General features: G+C 53.5%; 17 protein-coding genes. 10 read left to right on the forward strand and 7 right to left on the reverse strand.

Going from position 1 to position 19,425, the window contains the following annotated elements; genetic code table 11:
- Positions 1–42: 42 nt before the first annotated feature.
- Entirely contained in the window at positions 43–1,479 is a 1,437-nt protein-coding gene (locus NI21_RS0108425; protein ID WP_002586622.1) for a MobA/MobL family protein, read from the reverse strand.
- Positions 1,480–1,713: 234 nt separating this feature from the next.
- A complete protein-coding gene (locus NI21_RS0108430; RefSeq protein ID WP_002586623.1) occupies positions 1,714–1,929 on the reverse strand; it encodes a helix-turn-helix domain-containing protein in 216 nt (71 codons plus the stop codon).
- 172 nt (positions 1,930–2,101) lie between these two features.
- Here NI21_RS0108430 and NI21_RS0108435 point away from each other — a divergent pair, with 172 nt between their 5' ends.
- Positions 2,102–2,776 (forward strand): helix-turn-helix domain-containing protein, encoded by a 675-nt coding sequence (locus NI21_RS0108435; RefSeq protein ID WP_225363674.1) that lies wholly within the window; start codon positions 2,102–2,104, stop codon positions 2,774–2,776.
- 107 nt (positions 2,777–2,883) lie between these two features.
- Positions 2,884–4,182, forward strand: coding sequence for a tyrosine-type recombinase/integrase (locus NI21_RS0108440; RefSeq protein WP_002586625.1), 1,299 nt, complete (start codon positions 2,884–2,886; stop codon positions 4,180–4,182).
- A gap of 145 nt (positions 4,183–4,327) precedes the next feature.
- On the opposite strand, the gene NI21_RS0108445 is transcribed toward NI21_RS0108440, so the two are convergent.
- On the reverse strand, positions 4,328–5,173 hold the full coding sequence (locus NI21_RS0108445; protein WP_033125795.1) for an acyltransferase domain-containing protein: 846 nt from the start codon (positions 5,171–5,173) through the stop codon (positions 4,328–4,330).
- Positions 5,174–5,342: 169 nt separating this feature from the next.
- Between NI21_RS0108445 and asnS the strand changes: the two genes are divergently transcribed.
- The 5 genes from asnS to NI21_RS0108465 all read left to right on the forward strand — a co-directional run bounded on the left by asnS (position 5,343) and on the right by NI21_RS0108465 (position 11,323).
- On the forward strand, positions 5,343–6,734 hold the full coding sequence (gene asnS, locus NI21_RS0108450) for an asparagine--tRNA ligase (protein WP_033125833.1): 1,392 nt from the start codon (positions 5,343–5,345) through the stop codon (positions 6,732–6,734).
- A gap of 154 nt (positions 6,735–6,888) precedes the next feature.
- Positions 6,889–7,578: a VanR-ABDEGLN family response regulator transcription factor gene (vanR, locus tag NI21_RS0108455; protein WP_033125834.1), complete on the forward strand. Its 690-nt coding sequence runs from the start codon at positions 6,889–6,891 to the stop codon at positions 7,576–7,578.
- Positions 7,568–8,839 (forward strand): sensor histidine kinase KdpD, encoded by a 1,272-nt coding sequence (locus NI21_RS0108460; RefSeq protein WP_033125796.1) that lies wholly within the window; start codon positions 7,568–7,570, stop codon positions 8,837–8,839. The genes vanR and NI21_RS0108460 overlap by 11 nt, the downstream gene beginning before the upstream one ends.
- Entirely contained in the window at positions 8,748–9,773 is a 1,026-nt protein-coding gene (locus NI21_RS16375; protein ID WP_081958025.1) for a metallophosphoesterase, read from the forward strand. The genes NI21_RS0108460 and NI21_RS16375 overlap by 92 nt, the downstream gene beginning before the upstream one ends.
- On the forward strand, positions 9,770–11,323 hold the full coding sequence (locus NI21_RS0108465; RefSeq protein WP_033125797.1) for an ATP-binding protein: 1,554 nt from the start codon (positions 9,770–9,772) through the stop codon (positions 11,321–11,323). The genes NI21_RS16375 and NI21_RS0108465 overlap by 4 nt, the downstream gene beginning before the upstream one ends.
- A gap of 172 nt (positions 11,324–11,495) precedes the next feature.
- Here NI21_RS0108465 and NI21_RS0108470 read toward each other — a convergent pair whose 3' ends face one another.
- The 4 genes from NI21_RS0108470 to murC form a co-directional block, all read right to left on the reverse strand.
- Entirely contained in the window at positions 11,496–12,680 is a 1,185-nt protein-coding gene (locus NI21_RS0108470) for a ribose-phosphate pyrophosphokinase (RefSeq protein ID WP_033125798.1), read from the reverse strand.
- Positions 12,681–12,715: 35 nt separating this feature from the next.
- On the reverse strand, positions 12,716–13,705 hold the full coding sequence (locus tag NI21_RS0108475; protein WP_033125799.1) for an ATP-binding protein: 990 nt from the start codon (positions 13,703–13,705) through the stop codon (positions 12,716–12,718).
- 40 nt (positions 13,706–13,745) lie between these two features.
- Positions 13,746–14,885, reverse strand: coding sequence for a DnaD domain protein (locus NI21_RS0108480; RefSeq protein WP_033125800.1), 1,140 nt, complete (start codon positions 14,883–14,885; stop codon positions 13,746–13,748).
- Between the two features lie 145 nt (positions 14,886–15,030).
- Positions 15,031–16,410 carry a UDP-N-acetylmuramate--L-alanine ligase gene (gene murC, locus NI21_RS0108485; protein ID WP_033125801.1) on the reverse strand — a complete coding sequence of 460 codons (1,380 nt, stop codon included), beginning with the start codon at positions 16,408–16,410 and terminating at the stop codon, positions 15,031–15,033.
- Between the two features lie 255 nt (positions 16,411–16,665).
- Here murC and NI21_RS0108490 point away from each other — a divergent pair, with 255 nt between their 5' ends.
- The 3 genes from NI21_RS0108490 to spoVG are packed head-to-tail and all read left to right on the forward strand — an operon-like array spanning position 16,666 to position 19,391.
- Positions 16,666–17,940 (forward strand): glucose-1-phosphate adenylyltransferase, encoded by a 1,275-nt coding sequence (locus NI21_RS0108490; RefSeq protein ID WP_033125802.1) that lies wholly within the window; start codon positions 16,666–16,668, stop codon positions 17,938–17,940.
- Entirely contained in the window at positions 17,937–19,055 is a 1,119-nt protein-coding gene (gene glgD / locus NI21_RS0108495) for a glucose-1-phosphate adenylyltransferase subunit GlgD (protein ID WP_033125803.1), read from the forward strand. Before NI21_RS0108490 ends, glgD begins: the two co-directional genes overlap by 4 nt.
- A 48-nt stretch (positions 19,056–19,103) precedes the next feature.
- Positions 19,104–19,391 (forward strand): septation regulator SpoVG, encoded by a 288-nt coding sequence (gene spoVG, locus NI21_RS0108500; RefSeq protein WP_033125804.1) that lies wholly within the window; start codon positions 19,104–19,106, stop codon positions 19,389–19,391.
- Positions 19,392–19,425: the final 34 nt, after the last annotated feature.

The following is a 19,425-nucleotide window of genomic DNA, read 5'->3' on the forward strand; positions in this document are numbered from 1 at the left end:
ATGCCGCCGCATGGGTGATACCATAGCGGCGGTTTTTCGTGCCTATCGGCTGTCTCTGTCAAAGGATTTCTTTCTCTGTCTCGGCTGGTTTCTCTGCTTACCCTCCGCCTGAAGCTGACGCAGGCGTTTCAGCACGCTCTCTCGTTCAGGCGGCTTTGCCTGCTCTTTTTTGGCGGGTTTCTGTTTTTCCCTGACCTGTTGCTCCCATGCGGCAAGGTCACGATTGAACTGCTCCACAACAGCCTCCGCCTTACGGTAGGTTGCCATGTACGCCTGCACATCGGGATAACCGTCCTCTTTCAGAACATCGGGCAGTTTATCCAGCTTTTCAGCGATTTCCTTTTCTGTCCGCTGTATCTGCTCTGTGAGCGCCTTGCGCTCCTTACCCTTGAAAATCCCTTTTGTATCGGCAAGCTGTTGTTTCAGCTTCGGAAGTACCGTATCCTGCAAATGCCGGATTTCTTTCGCCTTATCCTGCGCCTTTATCATCAGCTTTTGCATGGTACGGAACTCTGCCATATCTATTTCAAGGACAGGCTTCGGCGGCATATCGTGTTCACGGATTAAGTTTTGCAGGAAGTCCTTAGCCTTGTTTACGATACTGCGGAACAGACCCGGCAGCCAGCCCTTGCTTTTGATAGACTGGCTCGCCTTTTCGTGTATCTCTGTCTGCTTGACTTCTAAAATCTTTGCTTCGGAGATACCTGATAATAACGCCATATCCGCTGTCCTGTTCCATTCCTGCCTTGCGGCATTATCGGCTTTGATTTCGTCCTCTTTGGGATTATTTTTGCCGATTTTCTTGGCCGGAAGATAGACGCTGTTTTTATCAAATACCTTTAAGTGCTGCTCAGGATCGGAGATATGGCAGTTAATAAGTTCTGTATACACTTCCTTTATCTCTCGGAGAAAAGGCTCTCCCTTAAAGCGTGTATCTTTGGTAGTAAACAGATGGCTTTCGTATACCTCGCCTTTTTTGATGACGGTACAGCCTTTCCGTATCTGCCCGTCCTCCCCCGTGATTTCCTTTTTGGTGCGGACACGCTTTCCAGTCTCGTCAAAGAACACGCTGCGGGAAGCAACCTTTACATCAGGTTCGGGGAGCAACCTCCTCTCGCTGAAAATCAGATGGATATGATAATTTGTCTTGCGCTTGTTGTGGTGGAGGGCGGACACGCACTCCACACCGTACCGCCTGCGGAACTCCTCTGTAAAGTCCGTGAGTACCTGCTGCGGCTCGTATTGCGTATAGATTTCGGGCAAGGCGATAATCAGTTCCCTTGCTTCGATACATTTGCCCTCTGTGCCGCTGCGCTGAAACTCCTGCTGGCTTTCCCTTGCAAGGTTGCTCCAAAAGGTGCTGTCGGCGGTGCGGTAGGTGGCATAGAGATTTTCCTGCCTTGCATGGCTTGTAATATACGATATTCGCCCTTTGACATTGGGCAGTTTTGACATCTGGATAAAACTGTGTCTCGGCATACATCATCTCCGTTTTCTGTTGTCAAGGTGCGTCCTTTTTTTGCAACCGTTTACGGTTGTGGCTGTCGCTGCGGCAGCGGTGACAGCCCCGTATCATACGCCGCAGGCGGTTGATACGGAAGCCCCCTGCAAGGGCGAAATACCCGGAGTACAAATCGAAGATTTGTGCGAGGGGTGTATTTCGCTCTCAAACGCCGAGGGCTTAGGGTTACTTTCCGAAAAGAGAATGGATGGTCATTCCACTCTGCGGACATCATCGGGCTTCAGAAGATTTCTTCCCTGATTGACCGTCAGAAACCGTTCCAGCGTGTCCCTGCGGATAATGGTCTTGCGCCCCACTTTGAGGACGGGCAGCTTTCCCCATTCCACCAGCTTCCGCATGGTGTTCCTGCCGATACCCGTACATTCTGCGGCTTCCTCTATGGTAAGTCCCATTTTGACTGCGCTCATTCTATCAACCTCCTTTTAGAATACTCATTTTGCAACTACTGTTTTATCATTATACTTATTCTGCCATCTCTTGTCAACCTATTTTGCAACCATTCATAGTTTATTTACAACTTTCATTGAGATAAAGGTTGCAAAATAAGTATCGGCGTGTTATACTGATACCAGTCAGGAGGTGAACACCTTGAAAAAAGAAACCACATTCACCGCAAAACAGGTCGGTAGGAGGATTAAGGAACGCCGCACAGAGTTAAACATTACCATGCCGGAACTTGGCAGGCGTGTAGGCGTGAACAAATCCACCATTCAGCGGTATGAAGCGGACGGAGTTGATCCGAAGCGCACAATGGTTATCAACGGTCTTGCGGAAGCGTTGCTCACAACTCCCGAATGGCTGACAGGTCTTTCCGATGATAAGGAATATGACACCTATACTCTTTGCCAGCGGGATATTGAGGAACACATCAGGAAATATCTGGACACAGTTTCCTATACAGTAAAGGGCGAGCCGCACCAGCAGCTTCTCACGACATTTCTCGGCAAGATGGTTGACCTGTATACGGTTATGACCTGCTACTTTGCTGATGCTATGGAGGAAGTTGACCGTGTGGCGGAGGACAAAGGGCTGAAAGAGTCTCTTGGACGGTACGCCATAGAGTCCGGGGCAATCATGGAACAGGTATACCGCAAGAAGATGGAAGTACCGATTGAGGATATGAAACGGTTTTTAGACGGGATTTTACATATCCACGATGAGGGGCGCACAAGAATGTCGATGGGCGCACTTTTCGGGATAGTGGAGGAAGCCGAAGAAAGGCTTTCCGAAAAAGAAAATTCCGTGGCACCTTGACAAGTAAAGACGCCAGTTGACTTTCACTGGCGGAAGTGACACAATTACTTTACGCACACCATATGTCACAGTCCCGATTGCCACGGATAGAAAGGAGTTTTTTATCTATGGCAAAAGGTTCTGTAAGAAAGAAAGGCAAAAAGTGGTACGGACGCTTTTATATTGAAGATGAAAGCGGCAGAAAAGTGCAGAAAGAGTTTGCAGGCACAGAGAGCAAGGCGGAAACAGAAGCCATGCTCCGCAAAGCGATAGCGGACTATGAGGAAAAGCAGTTTGTCGGGAAAGCGGAAAACATCACGGTAGGCGATATGCTGGATATGTGGGTAGAGGAAGAACTGAAACCCGGCAACTTAAGCAACGGGACGGTCATGTCCTATCAGGGAACGGTCAACCGTATCAAGCAATATCCCATTGGCAAACGCAAGCTGAAAACCGTGACCGCCGACCATTTGCAGGCGTTCATTGATTTTCTGAGCTACGGTGGGACAAACCCGGACGGGACAACTTCAAAGCCCATGAGCAAAGGATATATGCTCCTGTTCTCGGCGGTGTTGCAAAATTCCTTCCGCTTTGCGGTTTTCCCGAAAAAACTGATTACCTTTAACCCTATGCAGTATGTGAAGCTGAGGGGCAGGAAGCAGGAAACGGATATTTTCTCGGACAGTGAGGAAGATACTTCCAGTATTCCTACTATCACCCATGAACAGTTCCAAAAGCTGGAGGAATTTCTCAAGGCAAAAGATAATCCCGCCTTGCTGCCTGTGCAGATAGCGTACTACACGGGGCTTCGTATCGGGGAAGTATGCGGCTTGACTTGGCAGGATATTAACCTTGAGGAACAATATCTCACGGTACGCCGAAGCATGCGCTATAACGGAACAAGGCACACAACCGAAGTGGGAACGACAAAACGGAGCAAAGTCCGCACCGTTGATTTCTGCGACACGCTGGCGGCAATCCTGCGGGCGGCGAGAACAGAACAGCGCAAAAACCGTTTCCGCTACGGGGAGTTTTATCACCTGAACTACTACAAAGAAGTAAAGGAAAAAGGGCGCACCTATTATGAGGTTTACAGCCTGCAAAGGACAGAGGAAGTCCCGGAGGATTACAAGGAAATCTCCTTTGTCTGCCTGAGAGCAGACGGGGCGTATGAAGCGCCGAGTACGGTAGGGATTATGTGCAGGGCGGCAAAGAAGAAAGTGAAAGGGCTTGAAGATTTCCATTTCCACACGCTCCGTCACACCTACACAAGCAATCTGCTTTCCGGCGGCGCAAAGCCGAAAGATGTGCAGGAACTTCTCGGACACTCCGATGTCAGTACCACAATGAACATCTACGCTCACTCTACAAGGGAAGCGAAGCGCACTTCCGCAAGGCTGCTGGATAAGGTGGTCGGCGGGGAATAAAAAGTTGCCCTTGTTTCGGCTCGTAAGGGCAAAAACAAGGGCAAACAGATAAGGTTTGAATGAAAAACAGGCGTGAAGCCTTGAAAAATCAATGGTTTTTGAGGATTAGATAGTTAAATATGAATTTATCCACAATCCACAATGTTCAGATGCGTTTACAGAGCAGCCTGCCCTTCCCCTCTCCAACCTTTCCCCCTGCCAGGAGATATTTTTTCAGATTTCTCTGAAGGGAGGTGCCCTCGGGCAGATCAGGAAGAGGGATGTCCGGGCGCTTGTAGACCCAGGTGAGGAAGGAGTCCGGCTCCGAAAACACATCGGTCACCTCGTATTCATCCTGGAAGGAGCGGATCCGGGATCCCTTTGGCAGACATTCCCTCAGCGCAGGGCTAAGAAGCCAGGAGGTGCAAAGGAAGGGAGCGCCCTTGTATGCGGGGGAAAAGCGGGCGATAAAGTCCCGTGCCATATCATAGGAGCGGTGGCGGGCCTCCGGGGAGAGATCCGCGTCCGATGGGATGTGGACGTGGACCGCTTTCCCTTCTCCGTCCTCTGTCAGTTCAAATTCCAGCGTGCCCAGGCGGAAGAGCCGGGCGGCCAGCTGTCGCATGGTCCAGAAGTCCCGGTCAAATCCGAAGACGCCGTAGCTTTCCTGGTGTTCATTTATAAAGCGGGTAAAGCATTTCAGAGTTTCAATGTATATATCGCCGGAAATGCCAAGGGACTGATAGGAGCGCCAGGTTTCCCCGCAGCAGATGAGCATAAGGGTGAGGATTTTTATGCCAAGAGGGTCCTCGCCGATCAGCGCTTTCAGCCGCACCAGGGCGCTGTCCCAGGTAGCGGGGGTGAGAAGCTCCTCAAGCAGGGGACGGGCCTGGGGGAGGAGGTCTGTGAACTCCTTTGAGGACTGTATAGAAAGGACAGCGTCTGTGATCTCCGGGGGAAGGCTGATGGAGTGACAGAGTTCGGTAAGCTGAGTTGGTGATAAGATTTTCATAAAGGTACCTGCTTTCTTGTTTCCTGCTTTTGCAGTCTAACACATACTTCTGCAAAAAGAAAGGAGGCAGGGACTTCTGCCAATCCTTCCTTTTAAAACTGCTATCGGTGTGCTATAATGTTTGAAAGTGCTGAAAAAAAGATATAGATATCAGAAGGAGTAAATGATCATGAAGCTTACAACAGTCAGAGAATTATATAAGAACACGGAGGCCTTCCTGGACAAGGAAGTGACCGTGGGCGGCTGGGTGCGCAGCATCCGGGACTCCAAGACTTTCGGGTTCATCGTGGTAAATGACGGGTCCTTCTTTGAGACCCTGCAGGTGGTGTACCATGACACCATGGACAATTTCGCGGAGATCTCCAGACTGAACGTGGGAGCTGCCATCATTGTGAAGGGAACCCTGGTGGCCACACCCCAGGCAAAGCAGCCCTTTGAGATCCAGGCGGAGACGGTGGAGGTGGAGGGCGCTTCCGCGCCGGACTACCCGCTCCAGAAGAAGCGTCACAGCTTTGAATACCTGCGGACCATTGCCCATCTTCGCCCCAGGACGAACACCTTCCAGGCGGTGTTCCGGGTGCGGTCCCTGACAGCCTACGCCATCCACAAATTCTTTCAGGAGAGGGGCTTTGTGTATGTGCACACCCCACTGATCACGGGAAGCGATTGCGAGGGAGCAGGGGAGATGTTCCAGGTGACCACCCTGGACCTGAACAATGTGCCCAGGAAGGAAGACGGCACGGTGGACTATTCCAAGGACTTCTTTAACAAGGAGACGAACCTGACAGTCAGCGGCCAGCTCAACGGCGAGACCTTTGCCCAGGCTTTCCGGAATATCTATACCTTCGGCCCCACATTCCGGGCAGAGAACTCCAACACCACAAGGCATGCGGCGGAGTTCTGGATGATCGAGCCGGAGATGGCTTTTGCGGACCTTGATGACAACATGGATCTGGCGGAGGCCATGCTGAAATATGTCATTAACTATGTGCTGGAGAACGCGCCGGAGGAGATGAACTTCTTTAACTCCTTTGTGGACAAGGGACTCCTGGACAGGCTCCACAATGTGGTGTCCTCCGAGTTCGCAAAGGTGACCTACACAGAGGCAGTGGAGCTCCTGGAGAAAAACAACGACAAGTTCGAGTACAAGGTTTCCTGGGGGACAGACCTGCAGACAGAGCATGAGCGCTACCTGACTGAGGAGGTCTTCAAGCGCCCTGTGTTTGTCACAGACTATCCAAAGGAAATCAAGGCATTTTATATGAAGCTGAACGATGACGGAAAGACCGTGGCGGCTGTGGACTGCCTGGTGCCCGGCATCGGCGAGATCATCGGCGGCAGCCAGAGGGAGGACAATTACGAAAAGCTGGCGCAGCGCATGAAGGAGATGGGCCTGAAGGAGGAGGACTACGGCTTTTACATGGACCTGAGAAAATACGGCTCCACCCGCCATTCCGGCTTTGGGCTTGGATTTGAGAGGTGCATCATGTACCTGACAGGAATGGGTAACATCCGCGATGTGATCCCCTTCCCCAGGACAGTGAACAACTGCGACCTGTAAGAGGGAGGCGGGACAGGCAGAGCGGATTGACAGGATAAAGGAAAGACAGCAGAGAAGGAATGACGAGGGGAACATCACACATTCACCGGAGATGGGGGAGCGCCGGGAGGGCGTCTCTCCTGCCGAAGGAGAGAATAAGGAGGTTCACGAAAGTATGAATATCGTAGTAGTGGATGACGAGCGGGAGATCGCCGATGTCATCGAGCTGTATCTGCAGAACGATCAGTATACGGTCTACAAGTTCTATACAGGGCAGGAGGCCCTGGACTGTATCTTTGAGAAGAAGATCGACCTGGCCATTCTGGATGTGATGCTGCCGGACATTGACGGGTTCCAGATTTTGAAGAAGATCCGGGAGAAATACACCTTCCCTGTGATCATGCTGACAGCTAAGACCGAGTACATGGACAAGATCACAGGGCTCACCATGGGAGCTGACGACTACATACCCAAGCCCTTCAACCCGCTGGAGCTGGTGGCAAGGGTGAAGGCCCAGATCCGCCGCTACACCCAGTACAATGACGGCGGGAAGGAGCCGGGGGAGATCATTGATTTCGGCGGGCTTCTCCTGAACCGGACGTCCCATGAGTGCATTTACAACGAGGTCCCTCTCACACTCACCCCCATAGAGTTTGACATTCTCTGGCTCCTGTGCGAGAACAGGGGCAAGGTGATCAGCTCCGAGGAGCTGTTCGAGAAGGTGTGGCACGAAAAATATTACAAAAACAGCAACAACACGGTCATGGTGCACATCCGGCATCTGCGGGAAAAAATGAGTGCGCCTACCGGAACTTCAGACTTTATCAAGACAGTATGGGGAGTAGGTTATAAAGTTGAAGAGTAATTACAGAAAATTAAAATTCAGTATTCTGCTGCAGACAGTGCTGGTGACAGCACTGACTGTACTTGTTGGCGGCTTTCTTCTGAATTACGTGATTGACGGGGTATACAACGACAGCTTTGCGACTACATTTGTGGATATCCTGACAGCCTTTCATGTGGAAGAACAGACCGCCATTGATTTATATTGGAGCCTGATCGGGGACAACAAAGTGTTTTTCATGATCGTTGGGTTCCTCCTTTTGTTTGCCCTGTTTTTCTATGTGGCCCTGTCCAAGATGACTAAATATCTGGACCAGGTGGGGGACGGTATCGAGAATATTATCTCCGAGTCCACAGAGCCCATCCACCTGATCACGGAGCTGAAGCCCATTGAAATCCGGCTCAACGAGATCAAGGCTACGCTGAAGAGGCAGGATCTGGAGGCCATAGAGAGCGAGAAGAAGAAAAATGACCTGGTGCTCTTCCTGGCCCATGACCTGAAGACGCCTCTCACCTCCGTGGTTGCCTACCTGGCCATGCTGGACGCCCACCCGGACATGCCGGAGGCGGAGCGGGCAAAGTATATCCACATCTCCCTTGAGAAGGCTATAAGACTGGGAGAGCTGATCAATGAGTTTTTTGACATTACCAAATTCAATCTCCAGGACATCGAGCTGGAGCCGGTGGAGCTGAACCTGTCCATGATGCTGGAGCAGATTGCGGACGAGCTCTACGGCGTTCTCCAGGAGAAGCAGCTCACCTGCGAGGTGGAGACGGAGGACGGACTGGTGGTGTACGGGGATCCGGACAAGCTGGCCAGGGTCTTTGACAACATTCTCCGGAACGCCATAGCCTACTGCTATGCTGGGACGACCATACAGATCAGCGCCTGCAGAAAGAATAAGGATGTGGAGATTATATTTTCCAACAGGGGAAAGAAAATTCCGGGCACAAAGCTGCAGACTATCTTTGAGAAATTTTACCGCCTGGACGACTCCAGATCCAGCGAGACCGGCGGGGCAGGGCTTGGCCTGGCCATAGCAAAGGAGATCGTGGAGCTTCACGGGGGCAGGATCATGGCCAGGAGCGACGACGAGAAGACACAGTTTATCGTGACGCTGCCGTCTGAAAAAGAGCAGGAGGAAAAGGAAGAAAATGAAGTTCATACACATCGCGGACGTGCATTTAGGGGTGTCGCCCGAGGCAGGAAAAGCGTACAGCGGGGAGCGAAGCGGAGAAATCTGGGAAAGCTTTCGAAGACTGATAAGAGTGTGCAAAAATGAGGCGCCGGATCTTCTCCTGGTGGCCGGTGATCTGTTTCACAGGCAGCCCCTCCTGCGGGAGCTGAAGGAGGTGGACGGCCTGTTCGCCTCCCTGGAGAGGACGCAGGTGGTTCTCATCGCGGGAAATCACGACTATATGCGCAGGGACTCCTACTACCGGACTTTTCAGTGGAGTGCCAACGTGCATTTCCTGGGCTCGGCGAGTGTGGAGGCTGTGGAGCTTCCCGCCCTTGAGACGGCAGTGTACGGGTGCAGCTACCACGAGAGACAGATCCGGCAGCCCCTCTACGACAGCGCACCAGCGGCCGGGAGACAGAGAAGAGAGATCCTTCTGGCCCACGGTGGGGACACAGACCACATTCCGGTAAGCAGGGAGGCGCTGGCCGGCCTGGGCTACGACTATGTGGCTCTGGGGCACATCCATATGCCTCAGGTGGTCATTCCGGGTCTTGCAGCCTACGCGGGGGCGCTGGAGCCAACGGACAGGAATGACACCGGGCATCACGGCTACATACAGGGGGAGATCACGGAGGATGGCTGCCGCTTTTCCTTTGTCCCCTTTGCATCCCGGGAGTATATCCACTGTGAGGTGGAGGTGGATCGCCGGACAACAGGCGCGGGTCTGGCGGATCTGATCTGGAGGAAGATTGAGGAAAACGGAATACAGAACATGTATAAGTTTCTTTTGAAAGGGTATCGTGACCCTGATATCCTCTTTGATCTGGACGCCCTGGACAGGCGGGGGAATATCATCGACATCGTGGATGAGACAAAGCCGGCCTGGGATCTGGAGAAGCTGTACAGAAACAATAAGAACAATCTGATCGGCAGATATATAGAAAGCTTTTCCGGAGCGGAAAAGGACAGCGTGGAATACAGAGCGCTCTTTGAGGGGATCAGCGCTCTCATGGAGACAAGAAGGGGAACAGAATGAAAATTCAGAAGCTGGAACTGAGACATTTCGGAAAATTCAGAGACAGGACCATCCTGCTGGGGGACGGCATACAGCTCCTTGGCGGGGAGAACGAAGCCGGGAAGACCACCGTCCACACTTTCATAAAGAGCATGCTCTTCGGCATGGAGAGAGGCCGGGGCCGGGCGGCGGCGGGCGACACCTTCAGCCGGTACGAGCCCTGGGACGGGGACGGTTTCTACGGGGGAGCCATAGAGTTCACCTGCGGGGGAAAGACCTTTCGGCTGGAGCGAAGATTTGACCGGCAGGCCAGGAGGGCGGAGCTTGTCTGCCTGGATGACGGAGAGCGTCTGTCTCTGGAGGACGGGGATCTGGAGATGATCCTGCCAGGGCTGGAGGCTGACAGCTATGAGGACACGCTGTACATTAGGCAGTCCGGCGCCCGGACAGGGCAGAAGCTGGCAGCGGAGCTGAAAAATTTCGCCGCAAATTATTCTGTTTCCGGAGATACGAGGATTGACCTTGCCTCTGCCCAGGAAGTGCTTCGGGACCATGAAAAAGCGCTGGACCGGCAGGCCAGGGATTACACCCGGGAGCGCCAGCGCCGCCGGGAGAAGATCGAGCAGGAGGCCTCCTATGTGTGGCGGGATATCCACCGGCTGGAGGAGGAGCTGGACCGGGTGCAGGAAGGACTGGAGCTGAAGAGGATCAAGGAAGAGAATGAGAAGAAGGAGAGCGAGAAGCGGATGATCGACGAGCTGCGCCCGGCGAGATGGCGGATCCATCCCCTTGAGGTGGCAGGTATCATCCTGGCGGTGATCATTCTCTTTGTCCTCATCCCCCGGCCCTGGAATTATGCCACATCGGTTGTGGTGGCCCTGGCAGGCGGGATCTATATCTGGAACCGCATGAAAGTGGAGAAGAAGCGGCAGAAGACAGTCCCCGAGCTGATGCTGGAGGAGATCACCCCGGAGGAGGAGCTGGCCTCAGCGGAGAAGCTGCTCTGGGAGCAGCAGCATCTGGAGGAGGAGAAGAAGGAGAAGCAGATCCAGTATGAGAACCTTCAGGAGGAGCTGACGGAGATGGGCGAGCTGGACAGCATCTACAAGGAGCAGGAGAAGAAGAGGGCTGCCCTGTCCCTGGCCCATGAACGGCTCTCCCAGGTGGCCCGGGACATGCAGACCCAGGTGCGCCGGGACCTGAACGGGGCTGTCTCCGGGATTATTCAGGGCATCACAGGAGGGAAGTACACCAGGCTGCTGGTGGAGGAGGGGGCTCAGCTTATCCTCTTCCAGGACGGCCGCAGGATTTCCATGGGACAGGTGAGCCGGGGGACTGTGGAGCAGGCCTACCTGGCCCTCCGGCTGGCGGCGGCAGATCTTCTCTACGAGGAGGAGTATCCCCTGATCCTGGATGACGTCTTTGCCAGCTATGATGACCGGCGGCTCGCCAACACTCTTCGATGGCTGTCGAAGAACAGGGAGCAGGTGCTCCTCTTTACCTGCCACAGCCGGGAGGAGGAGATCCTCCGCCGGGAGTCCATCCCCTTTGACCGGATCGATCTTCCCTGATATCCCGCGGGGATCATCCCGTGACGGACAGAAGGGAAGTCATAGGAATGTAATGTATGGAAAAAGACAGGTTCTGTTTCCCGATGCCGAATTGTCCCTGCAATCCGGCTCCGGCGGAAACGGAACCTGTCCTTTTTTGTGTATTCTATTCTGTTTTGGATCAGAGCTGTCCTTAGATTTCCTCGCCCCTGCGGTATTTCTCCACCACGTTCTGAATTCTCGCACTGGGGTTCAGGATGCTGCTGATGGAGCCGTCGTGGTTCAGTGTGTCGATCATGAGGGCGATGTACTTGCTCATGTCGCAGTTGATGTAGTAGGGACGTGAGAGCAGCTCCGGCGTCTGGTAGATCAGGTTGGTGGTCAGGATGCCGTTTATGATGCCCTCCTCGTAGGCCCTGTCGAATTTCTCCATACCGTTTGTGAAAAGCCCGAAGGTGGCGGCAGCGTAGATCCTCTTCGCGTTCCGCTGCTTCAGCTGGCGGGCTACATCCAGAATGCTGTCTCCGGAGGAGATCATGTCGTCCAGGATGATCACGTCCTTGCCCTCCACGGAGGAGCCCAGGAACTCGTGAGCCACGATGGGGTTGCGGCCGTTTACGATCCTTGTGTAGTCACGGCGCTTGTAGAACATGCCCATGTCCAGGTTCAGCACGTTAGCCAGGTACACGGCACGCTCTGTGGCGCCCTCGTCGGGGCTGATGGCCATCATGTGGTCGCTGTCGATCTGAAGATCCTTGACTGTGCGCAGAAGTCCCTTTACAAACTGGTAGGTGGGGCGCACGGTCTCAAAGCCGCTTAAGGGAATGGCGTTCTGCACTCTCGGATCGTGGGCGTCAAAGGTGATGATGTTGTCCACGCCCAGGTGAACCAGCTCCTGCAGGGCCAGGGCGCAGTCCAGAGACTCCCGGCTGCTCCGCTTGTGCTGGCGGCTCTCATAGAGGAAGGGCATGATCACGTTGAGACGGCGTCCCTTTCCCCCGATGGCGGCGATGATGCGCTTCAGGTTCTGGAAGTGGTCGTCGGGAGACATGTGGTTTGTGTGGCCGGACAGAGAATAGGTCAGGCTGTAGTTGCACACGTCAACCATGATATAAATGTCCTTTCCGCGGACGGACTCTCCGATGATCCCCTTTGCTTCACCGGAGCCGAACCGGGGCACTCTTGCGTCGATCAGATAGTTGTCTCGCTCATATCCGCTGAAGACGACATCGTTCTTGTGCTCATGTCCGTCTTCCTTTCTCCATTTTACGAGATAGTCGTTGACACGTTTTCCCATGTCCTGGCAGCCGTCCAGGGCGATGATCCCAAGGGCTCCAACGGGAATATTGTCTAAAATACGTTCATTTCGGCGCAGCATCTTATAAGGTACCTCCTGTTATTTGAAATATTTTCTTACGCTCTGTTCATCAGTTTTTTCTGTATCCGGATATCGTCACCTGTCAGCCTCAGCACGGTGTAGGCGCTGGTGATCCTCGAAAAGACTCTCTCCGAGTAAATGTTTTTCAGGTCTTCCAGTGAGAGATTGGTTGAGATCAGGGTGGATTTTTTTCGCAGGATCCGCTCGTTCAGACAGATAAAAAGCTGGGAGTTGGTGAAGGTGTTGCTCATCTCCGTTCCCAGATCGTCAATGATGAGAAGATCACAGCTGTAGATATGCTCGCAGTCGGCCCCTGCCTCCTCCTCCCGCCGGAAGGTGCTCTTCGCAAATATGTCAAAAAGCTGGGCGGCCGTGAAATAGATTACGGAGAAGGACTGCTCCAGCAGCTCCTTTGCGATGCAGTGGGACAGAAAGGTTTTTCCCACCCCTGTATCTCCGTAGAGGAGCAGATTGCGGAAATCCGTCCCGAATGTGTCCGTGAACTCGTGGCAGGTTTTCAGGGCGATCTCTATGGCCTCCCTGGAGGACCGGCCGGTGAGGCGGTCGATGTGGCCCTCGGAATAGTATTCCATAGAAAAGGTGTCAAAATTCTCCCTGTCCAGCACCTCCTGCAGATTGGACTGGGTGTAGAGCAGGTCGATGACAGCCTTCTTAAAGCAGTGACATTTCCTGTCTCCGATATACCCTGTGTCCTGGCAGTCCGGGCATGTGTAGTGAAGCTCCAGATAATCCGAAGGATAACCGTTTTCCCGCAGAAGTGCAAGCTTTTTTTGGGAAAGCGAGTGAATTTTTTCTTTTAAGGTGTCCAGAGCGGACTCATCCCCCTCCAGAAGGCGGCGGGCCTGCTGCAGAGAAAGGCTGGAGATCTCATCGTCCAGCTCCTTTATCTGAGGAATCTTTTTTTCTATATCCGCATAGCGCCTGCGCCTCCTGTACTCATTTTCCAGGCGGTGCTGCTCGTAGGTGCGCATGATCTGGTCGTATTGGGAATTGGTAAGAGCCACAAGTCTTCTCCCTTCTCAAGTGTTGGAGGACAGTCCTGTCCTACTGGTTCTGTATGAGCCTGCGGGTCAGATCCTCCATGTCCTCGTAGGTCCTGCCCTCAAAGTTGTTGAAACGGTTCCGGGCTGCCCTGGGTGTCTCCGGGGAAGCGGCTGCGGACCGCGCCTGGCACTTTTCCTTCCGCTCCTGCTTCTCCTTCTGGTAGGCCAGGTCCAGAGCCTCCACATCTTTCCTGGTCTTGACGCCTCCCTCCAGCCAGCTCTTCAGGATGGACTCCGCGTAGTCGAAGCTGGGCTGGTGGATGCTGTTCATGGTTCTGTTGCAGGCCTCCAGGATCAGCTCGTCCGAGAAGCCGTACTCTCCGCTCCAGCGCTGGATGTAGGCCAGCTCGGAGGACGCGGGGGAGCGCCCGGTGATGCCGAAGGCCTTCAGGACACCATAACAGCTTTTGCTGTAAAGGGCCGCGCTCTGCTTAGCCTCCTCCGGAGTCCGGATCTTCCGGTCTGTCCAGGAGAGAGCCACCTTCTGTATGTAGTGCATGCTCTTGTGCCCGTTCTCCACGCAGTACTCGATGAGGTACTCGATCAGGTCCGTAGACATGCCCAGCTCGTCATAGAAATAGGTAATAGTCTTCATATCCGTGACAGAGAGGGTCTTTCCCAGGTACTGCTCCGCCACAAAGAGCAGCTCCTTTAACTCCTTGCGGTTTCGGAAGCGGGTCACGTTCTCCGGGGAGGATGCCGCCGGGGAAACCGTCACCGAGGAATCCGATGCCGGGGAAACCACCGTCGGGGAAGCTTCCGTCGGGGAAACACCCGGGGAAGAAACTGCCGCGGAAACCGATGCCGCAGAAGAGAATGCCGGTGAAGAGGCCGCTGCGGAGGACGTCTCATGGCTGGAAGAGGACATGCCGCTGCCAGGGTACTCCGTGATCTCATAGTCCAGAAGACCCTGTTTTTTCCAGTATTTCAACGCGCGGATCACATCCTTCTCCGTGTCGTCCAGGATGTCCGCGATGCCGGAGACGGTCAGCTCCCTGTCCGGGCTGGCCTGGCAGCGCAGCAGCAGAAGGTAGACCTTCACGTACTCTCCGTTAGCCTCCGGCATATAGTTGTCAATGAATTCGTAATCCAGCAAAAGCGCGCTCTCCTGCCGGCAGTTTTTCAGTGTCAGTTTCTTCATGCTTCTCCCATCCTCGCTTGTCGTTATCTGTCGTATACGTCTTATCGCAGACCTATTATAGCACCGGAGAGGGAGGGGCAAAAAGAACTTTTTGAGCCAAAATCCATCTTTTTTGTGGATAAAATCCTGTGGAAAATGTGGATAACTAGCCTTTCAGCAGATCCTCTCCAATGTTTACAACGTTTCCGGCCCCCATAGTTATCAACATGTCCCCCTTCTGGCAGTGCTTGCCGAGAAATTCCTCGATGGCCTCAAAGGAGGGAAGGTAGAAGGCGTCGCAGCCCTTCTCCTTCAGAGCCTTTGCCAGCAGCTCTGAGGACACGCCCAGCGTGTCCGTCTCCCGGGCGGCGTAAATATCCGCCAGCACTACGTGATCCGCGTGAGTGAGTGCGTCGGAGAAATCGTCAAAGAGGGCCTTGGTGCGGGTGTAGGTGTGGGGCTGGAACACGCACCAGATCTCCCGGTGGGGGTAGGCTGCAGCCGCCTTCAGAGTGGCCTTTATCTCTGTGGGATGATGGGCGTAGTCATCGATGACGGTGACTCCGTTCCAGTCGCCCTTGTGCTCAAAGCGGCGGTCTGTCCCCCGGAAGGAGGAGAGACCTTTTTGCACGTCCTCCAGGGACACGCCCAGCAGGTCTGCGGCCGCGATGACGGAGAGAGCGTTGCAGATATTGTGATCCCCTGTCACGGAGAGGCGGATCCGCCCTGCGTTCTGGCCGTTCCGGATGAGGTCAAAGGAAGCGTCGCCGAACTCGTCGTGGGAGACGGAGCCGGCAGAGTAATCCGCATCCGGCTCCAGGCCAAAGGTGATGATCCGGCATTTCAGCCCTTCCGTAATCTCCTCCAGTCTGTCAATGCCTTTGTTGATGATGAGGACGCCGTCCTCAGGCAGGAGCTGGGCGAATTTCCGGAAGGAGTGGCGGATATCCTCCAGATCCTTAAAGAAGTCCAGGTGGTCCGCGTCAATGTTGAGGATCACGGAGATCTTCGGGAAGAAGTGGAGGAAGCTGTTGGTGTACTCGCAGGCCTCCGTCACAAAGATGTCGGAGCCACCCACCCGGATATTTCCCCCGATGGCCTTCAGGATGCCGCCCACGGAGATGGTGGGATCCTTCTCCCCCGCCAGAAGGATGTGGGAGAGCATGGAGGTCGTGGTGGTCTTTCCGTGGGTGCCGGAGATGGCCACAGGAACCCGGTAGTTCCGCATGAGCTGGCCCAAGAGCTCCGCCCGGCTGAGCATGGGAAGACCCTGCCTTACAGCCTCGGCGTACTCCTCATTGTCCTCGTGGATGGCCGCTGTGTACACGACCACGTCGATCCCGGGGATGATGTTGGAGGCCTTCTGCCCGTAGAAGACCTGCGCGCCCAGGGAGGAGAGATGGTCTGTCAGGGCAGACTGCCTGGCGTCAGAGCCGGAGATGGTGAAGCCCTCCTTGAGGAGGATCTCAGCCAGGCCGCTCATGCTGATGCCGCCGATGCCGATAAAGTGCACGTGAACAGGTTCATGAAAATTGATTTTATACATGATCAACATACCTTTCTGTAAAATAATATCCGTCAATAGCAATACATATAAGAATGGCGAAGCGCCGAAAAAGGCGATCTGTGCCTCATTTATATTATTATAAACATATATAATAGAAAAGCCAAGAAACTTTTTTTGTGATATATCGATAAAAAAATAGTAGAATAATCACTTTTTTTGTAAAATATGTTCACTTAAATACGGAAGTATGGTATAATAAGAGTCATTATAAAATTGCTGAGAAGGGGTGATGGCATGATTAAAAAAGAAATGATAGCAATGCTGCTGGCAGGAGGACAGGGCAGCAGACTTGGAGTCCTCACGGCGAAGGTTGCCAAGCCGGCCGTTGCTTTTGGGGGGAAATACAGAATTATAGATTTTCCGCTCAGTAACTGTATCAACTCGGGGATCGACACTGTGGGCGTTCTGACCCAGTACCAGCCGCTGCGGCTCAATACACATATCGGGATTGGCATTCCGTGGGATCTGGACCGCAACATCGGAGGAGTGTCCATTCTCCCGCCATATGAGAAGAGCTCAAACAGTGAGTGGTACACAGGTACAGCCAACGCGATCTATCAGAATCTGGATTACATGAGCACGTTTAATCCGGACTATGTGCTGATCCTGTCGGGAGACCACATTTATAAAATGGACTATGAGGTGATGCTGGACTACCACAAGGCGCACGACGCGGATGTGACCATAGCCGCCATGCCGGTTCCTATGGAGGAGGCCAGCCGTTTCGGTATCGTGGTGGCGGACTCTGACGGCCGCATCACGGAGTTCCAGGAGAAGCCGCCGGAGCCAAAGAGCAATCTGGCGTCCATGGGCATCTACATCTTCAGCTGGCCGGTGCTGAAAAAGGCGCTGATGGATCTGAAGGACGTGCCCGGCTGTGATTTTGGAAAGCACATCATCCCCTATTGCCACGAGAAAGACAAGCGTCTCTTCGCCTACGAGTACAATGGCTACTGGAAGGATGTGGGAACGCTGGGATCCTACTGGGAGGCCAACATGGAGCTCATCGACATCATACCGGAGTTCAACCTGTATGAGGAGTTCTGGAAGATCTACACGAACAGTGATATCATCCCGCCCCAGTACATTGCGGACACTGCCATCATCGACAGGAGTATCATAGGAGACGGCGCAGAGATCTATGGGGAGGTCCACAACTGCGTTATCGGCTCCGGCGTGACCATCGGACCCGGCAGCGTGGTCCGGGATTCCATTATCATGAAGGATGTGGAGATCGGCGCGGGCTGTATCATTGACAAGGCCATTATCGCGGAGAGCGTGCAGATCAGTGACAACGCCACTCTGGGCACGGGCGCGGATGTGCCGAACAAGCTCAAGCCGAACATTTACTCCTTCGGCCTTGTGACCATCGGGGAAAATTCCGTCATACCCGAGGGCGTGCAGATCGGAAAGAATACTGCCATCAGCGGCGTGACAGTGAAGGAGGATTACCCCGGCGGCGTGCTGGAGAGCGGAGAGACATTGATAAAGGCGGGTGAGAGAATATGAGAGCAGTAGGAATTATATTAGCAGGCGGGAACAGCAACAAGATGAGAGAACTGACCCAGAAGAGGGCCGTTGCGGCCATGCCCATCGCGGGGAGCTACCGGGCCATCGACTTTGCCCTGAGCAATATGACCAACTCTCATATCCAGAAGGTGGCTGTGCTGACACAGTACAATGCCCGCTCCTTAAATGAACATCTGAATTCCTCCAAGTGGTGGGATTTCGGAAGAAAGCAGGGAGGACTCTTTGTGTTCACTCCCACCATCACCGCGGACAATGGCTACTGGTACAGGGGGACGGCGGACGCCATCTACCAGAACCTGGATTTCCTGAAGAAATGCCATGAGCCCTACGTGATCATTACTTCCGGAGACGCGGTGTACAAGATGGATTACAACAAGGTTCTGGAATATCATATAGCAAAGAAGGCGGACATCACCATCGTGTGCAGGGATCTGCAGCCGGGGGAGGATGCCACACGTTTCGGCACCCTGAAGATGGACGAGACCATGCGGGTGGAGGAGTTTGAGGAGAAGCCCATGATGGCTGCCTACAACACCATCTCCACAGGCATTTACATCATAAGAAGGCGCCAGCTCATCGACCTGATTGAGCACTGCGCCGAGGAGGAGAGGCATGACTTCGTGACGGATATCCTCATCAGATACAAAAATCTGAAGAAGATATACGGCTATAAGATCAAAGACTACTGGAGCAATATTGCTACAGTTGACGCGTATTATAAGACCAACATGGATTTCCTGAAGACGGAAGTGAGAAATTACTTCTTCAAGGAATATCCGGGCATTTATTCCAAGGTCAGCGACCTGCCACCGGCAAAATACAATCCGGGGGCTGTTGTAAAGAACAGCCTTGTGGCCAGCGGGTCCATTATCAACGGCACAGTGGAGAACTCCGTGCTGTTCAAGAAGACCTTTGTGGGGAATAACTGCGTGATCAAGAACTCGATCATTCTCAATGACGTGTATCTGGGCGATAACACCTATATTGAGAACTGTATCGTGGAGAGCCGGGACACGATCCGGGCCAATACGCGCCACGTAGGCGAGAACGGCGTAAAGATAGTAGTCGAAAAAAATGAGAGATATGCACTGTAAGAGAAAAGGAAAAAGATGCAGTGACTGACAAGAAAGGGGCTAGAAGATATGCAGATCACAGATGTACGCGTGCGGAAAGTTGCGAAGGAAGGGAAATTAAAGGCAGTGGTGTCCATCACAATGGATGAAGAATTTGTTGTGCATGACATTAAAGTCATTGAAGGAGAGAAAGGGCTTTTCATCGCGATGCCGAGCAAGAAAGCGCTGGACGGAGAGTACAGGGATATCGCCCATCCCATCAATTCCGCCACAAGAGAGCGGATCCAGAGCATTATCCTGGAGAAGTACGAGGAGGCGCTGAGCCAGGAGGCGGAAGCCGAGCCGGAGATGGCCTGATCCATAGATTGGAAGTAAAAGAAAACAAAGGCTG

It is taken from the genome of Eubacterium sp. ER2 (genome assembly GCF_000765215.1).
GTDB lineage: Bacteria > Bacillota > Clostridia > Lachnospirales > Lachnospiraceae > Claveliimonas > Claveliimonas intestinigallinarum.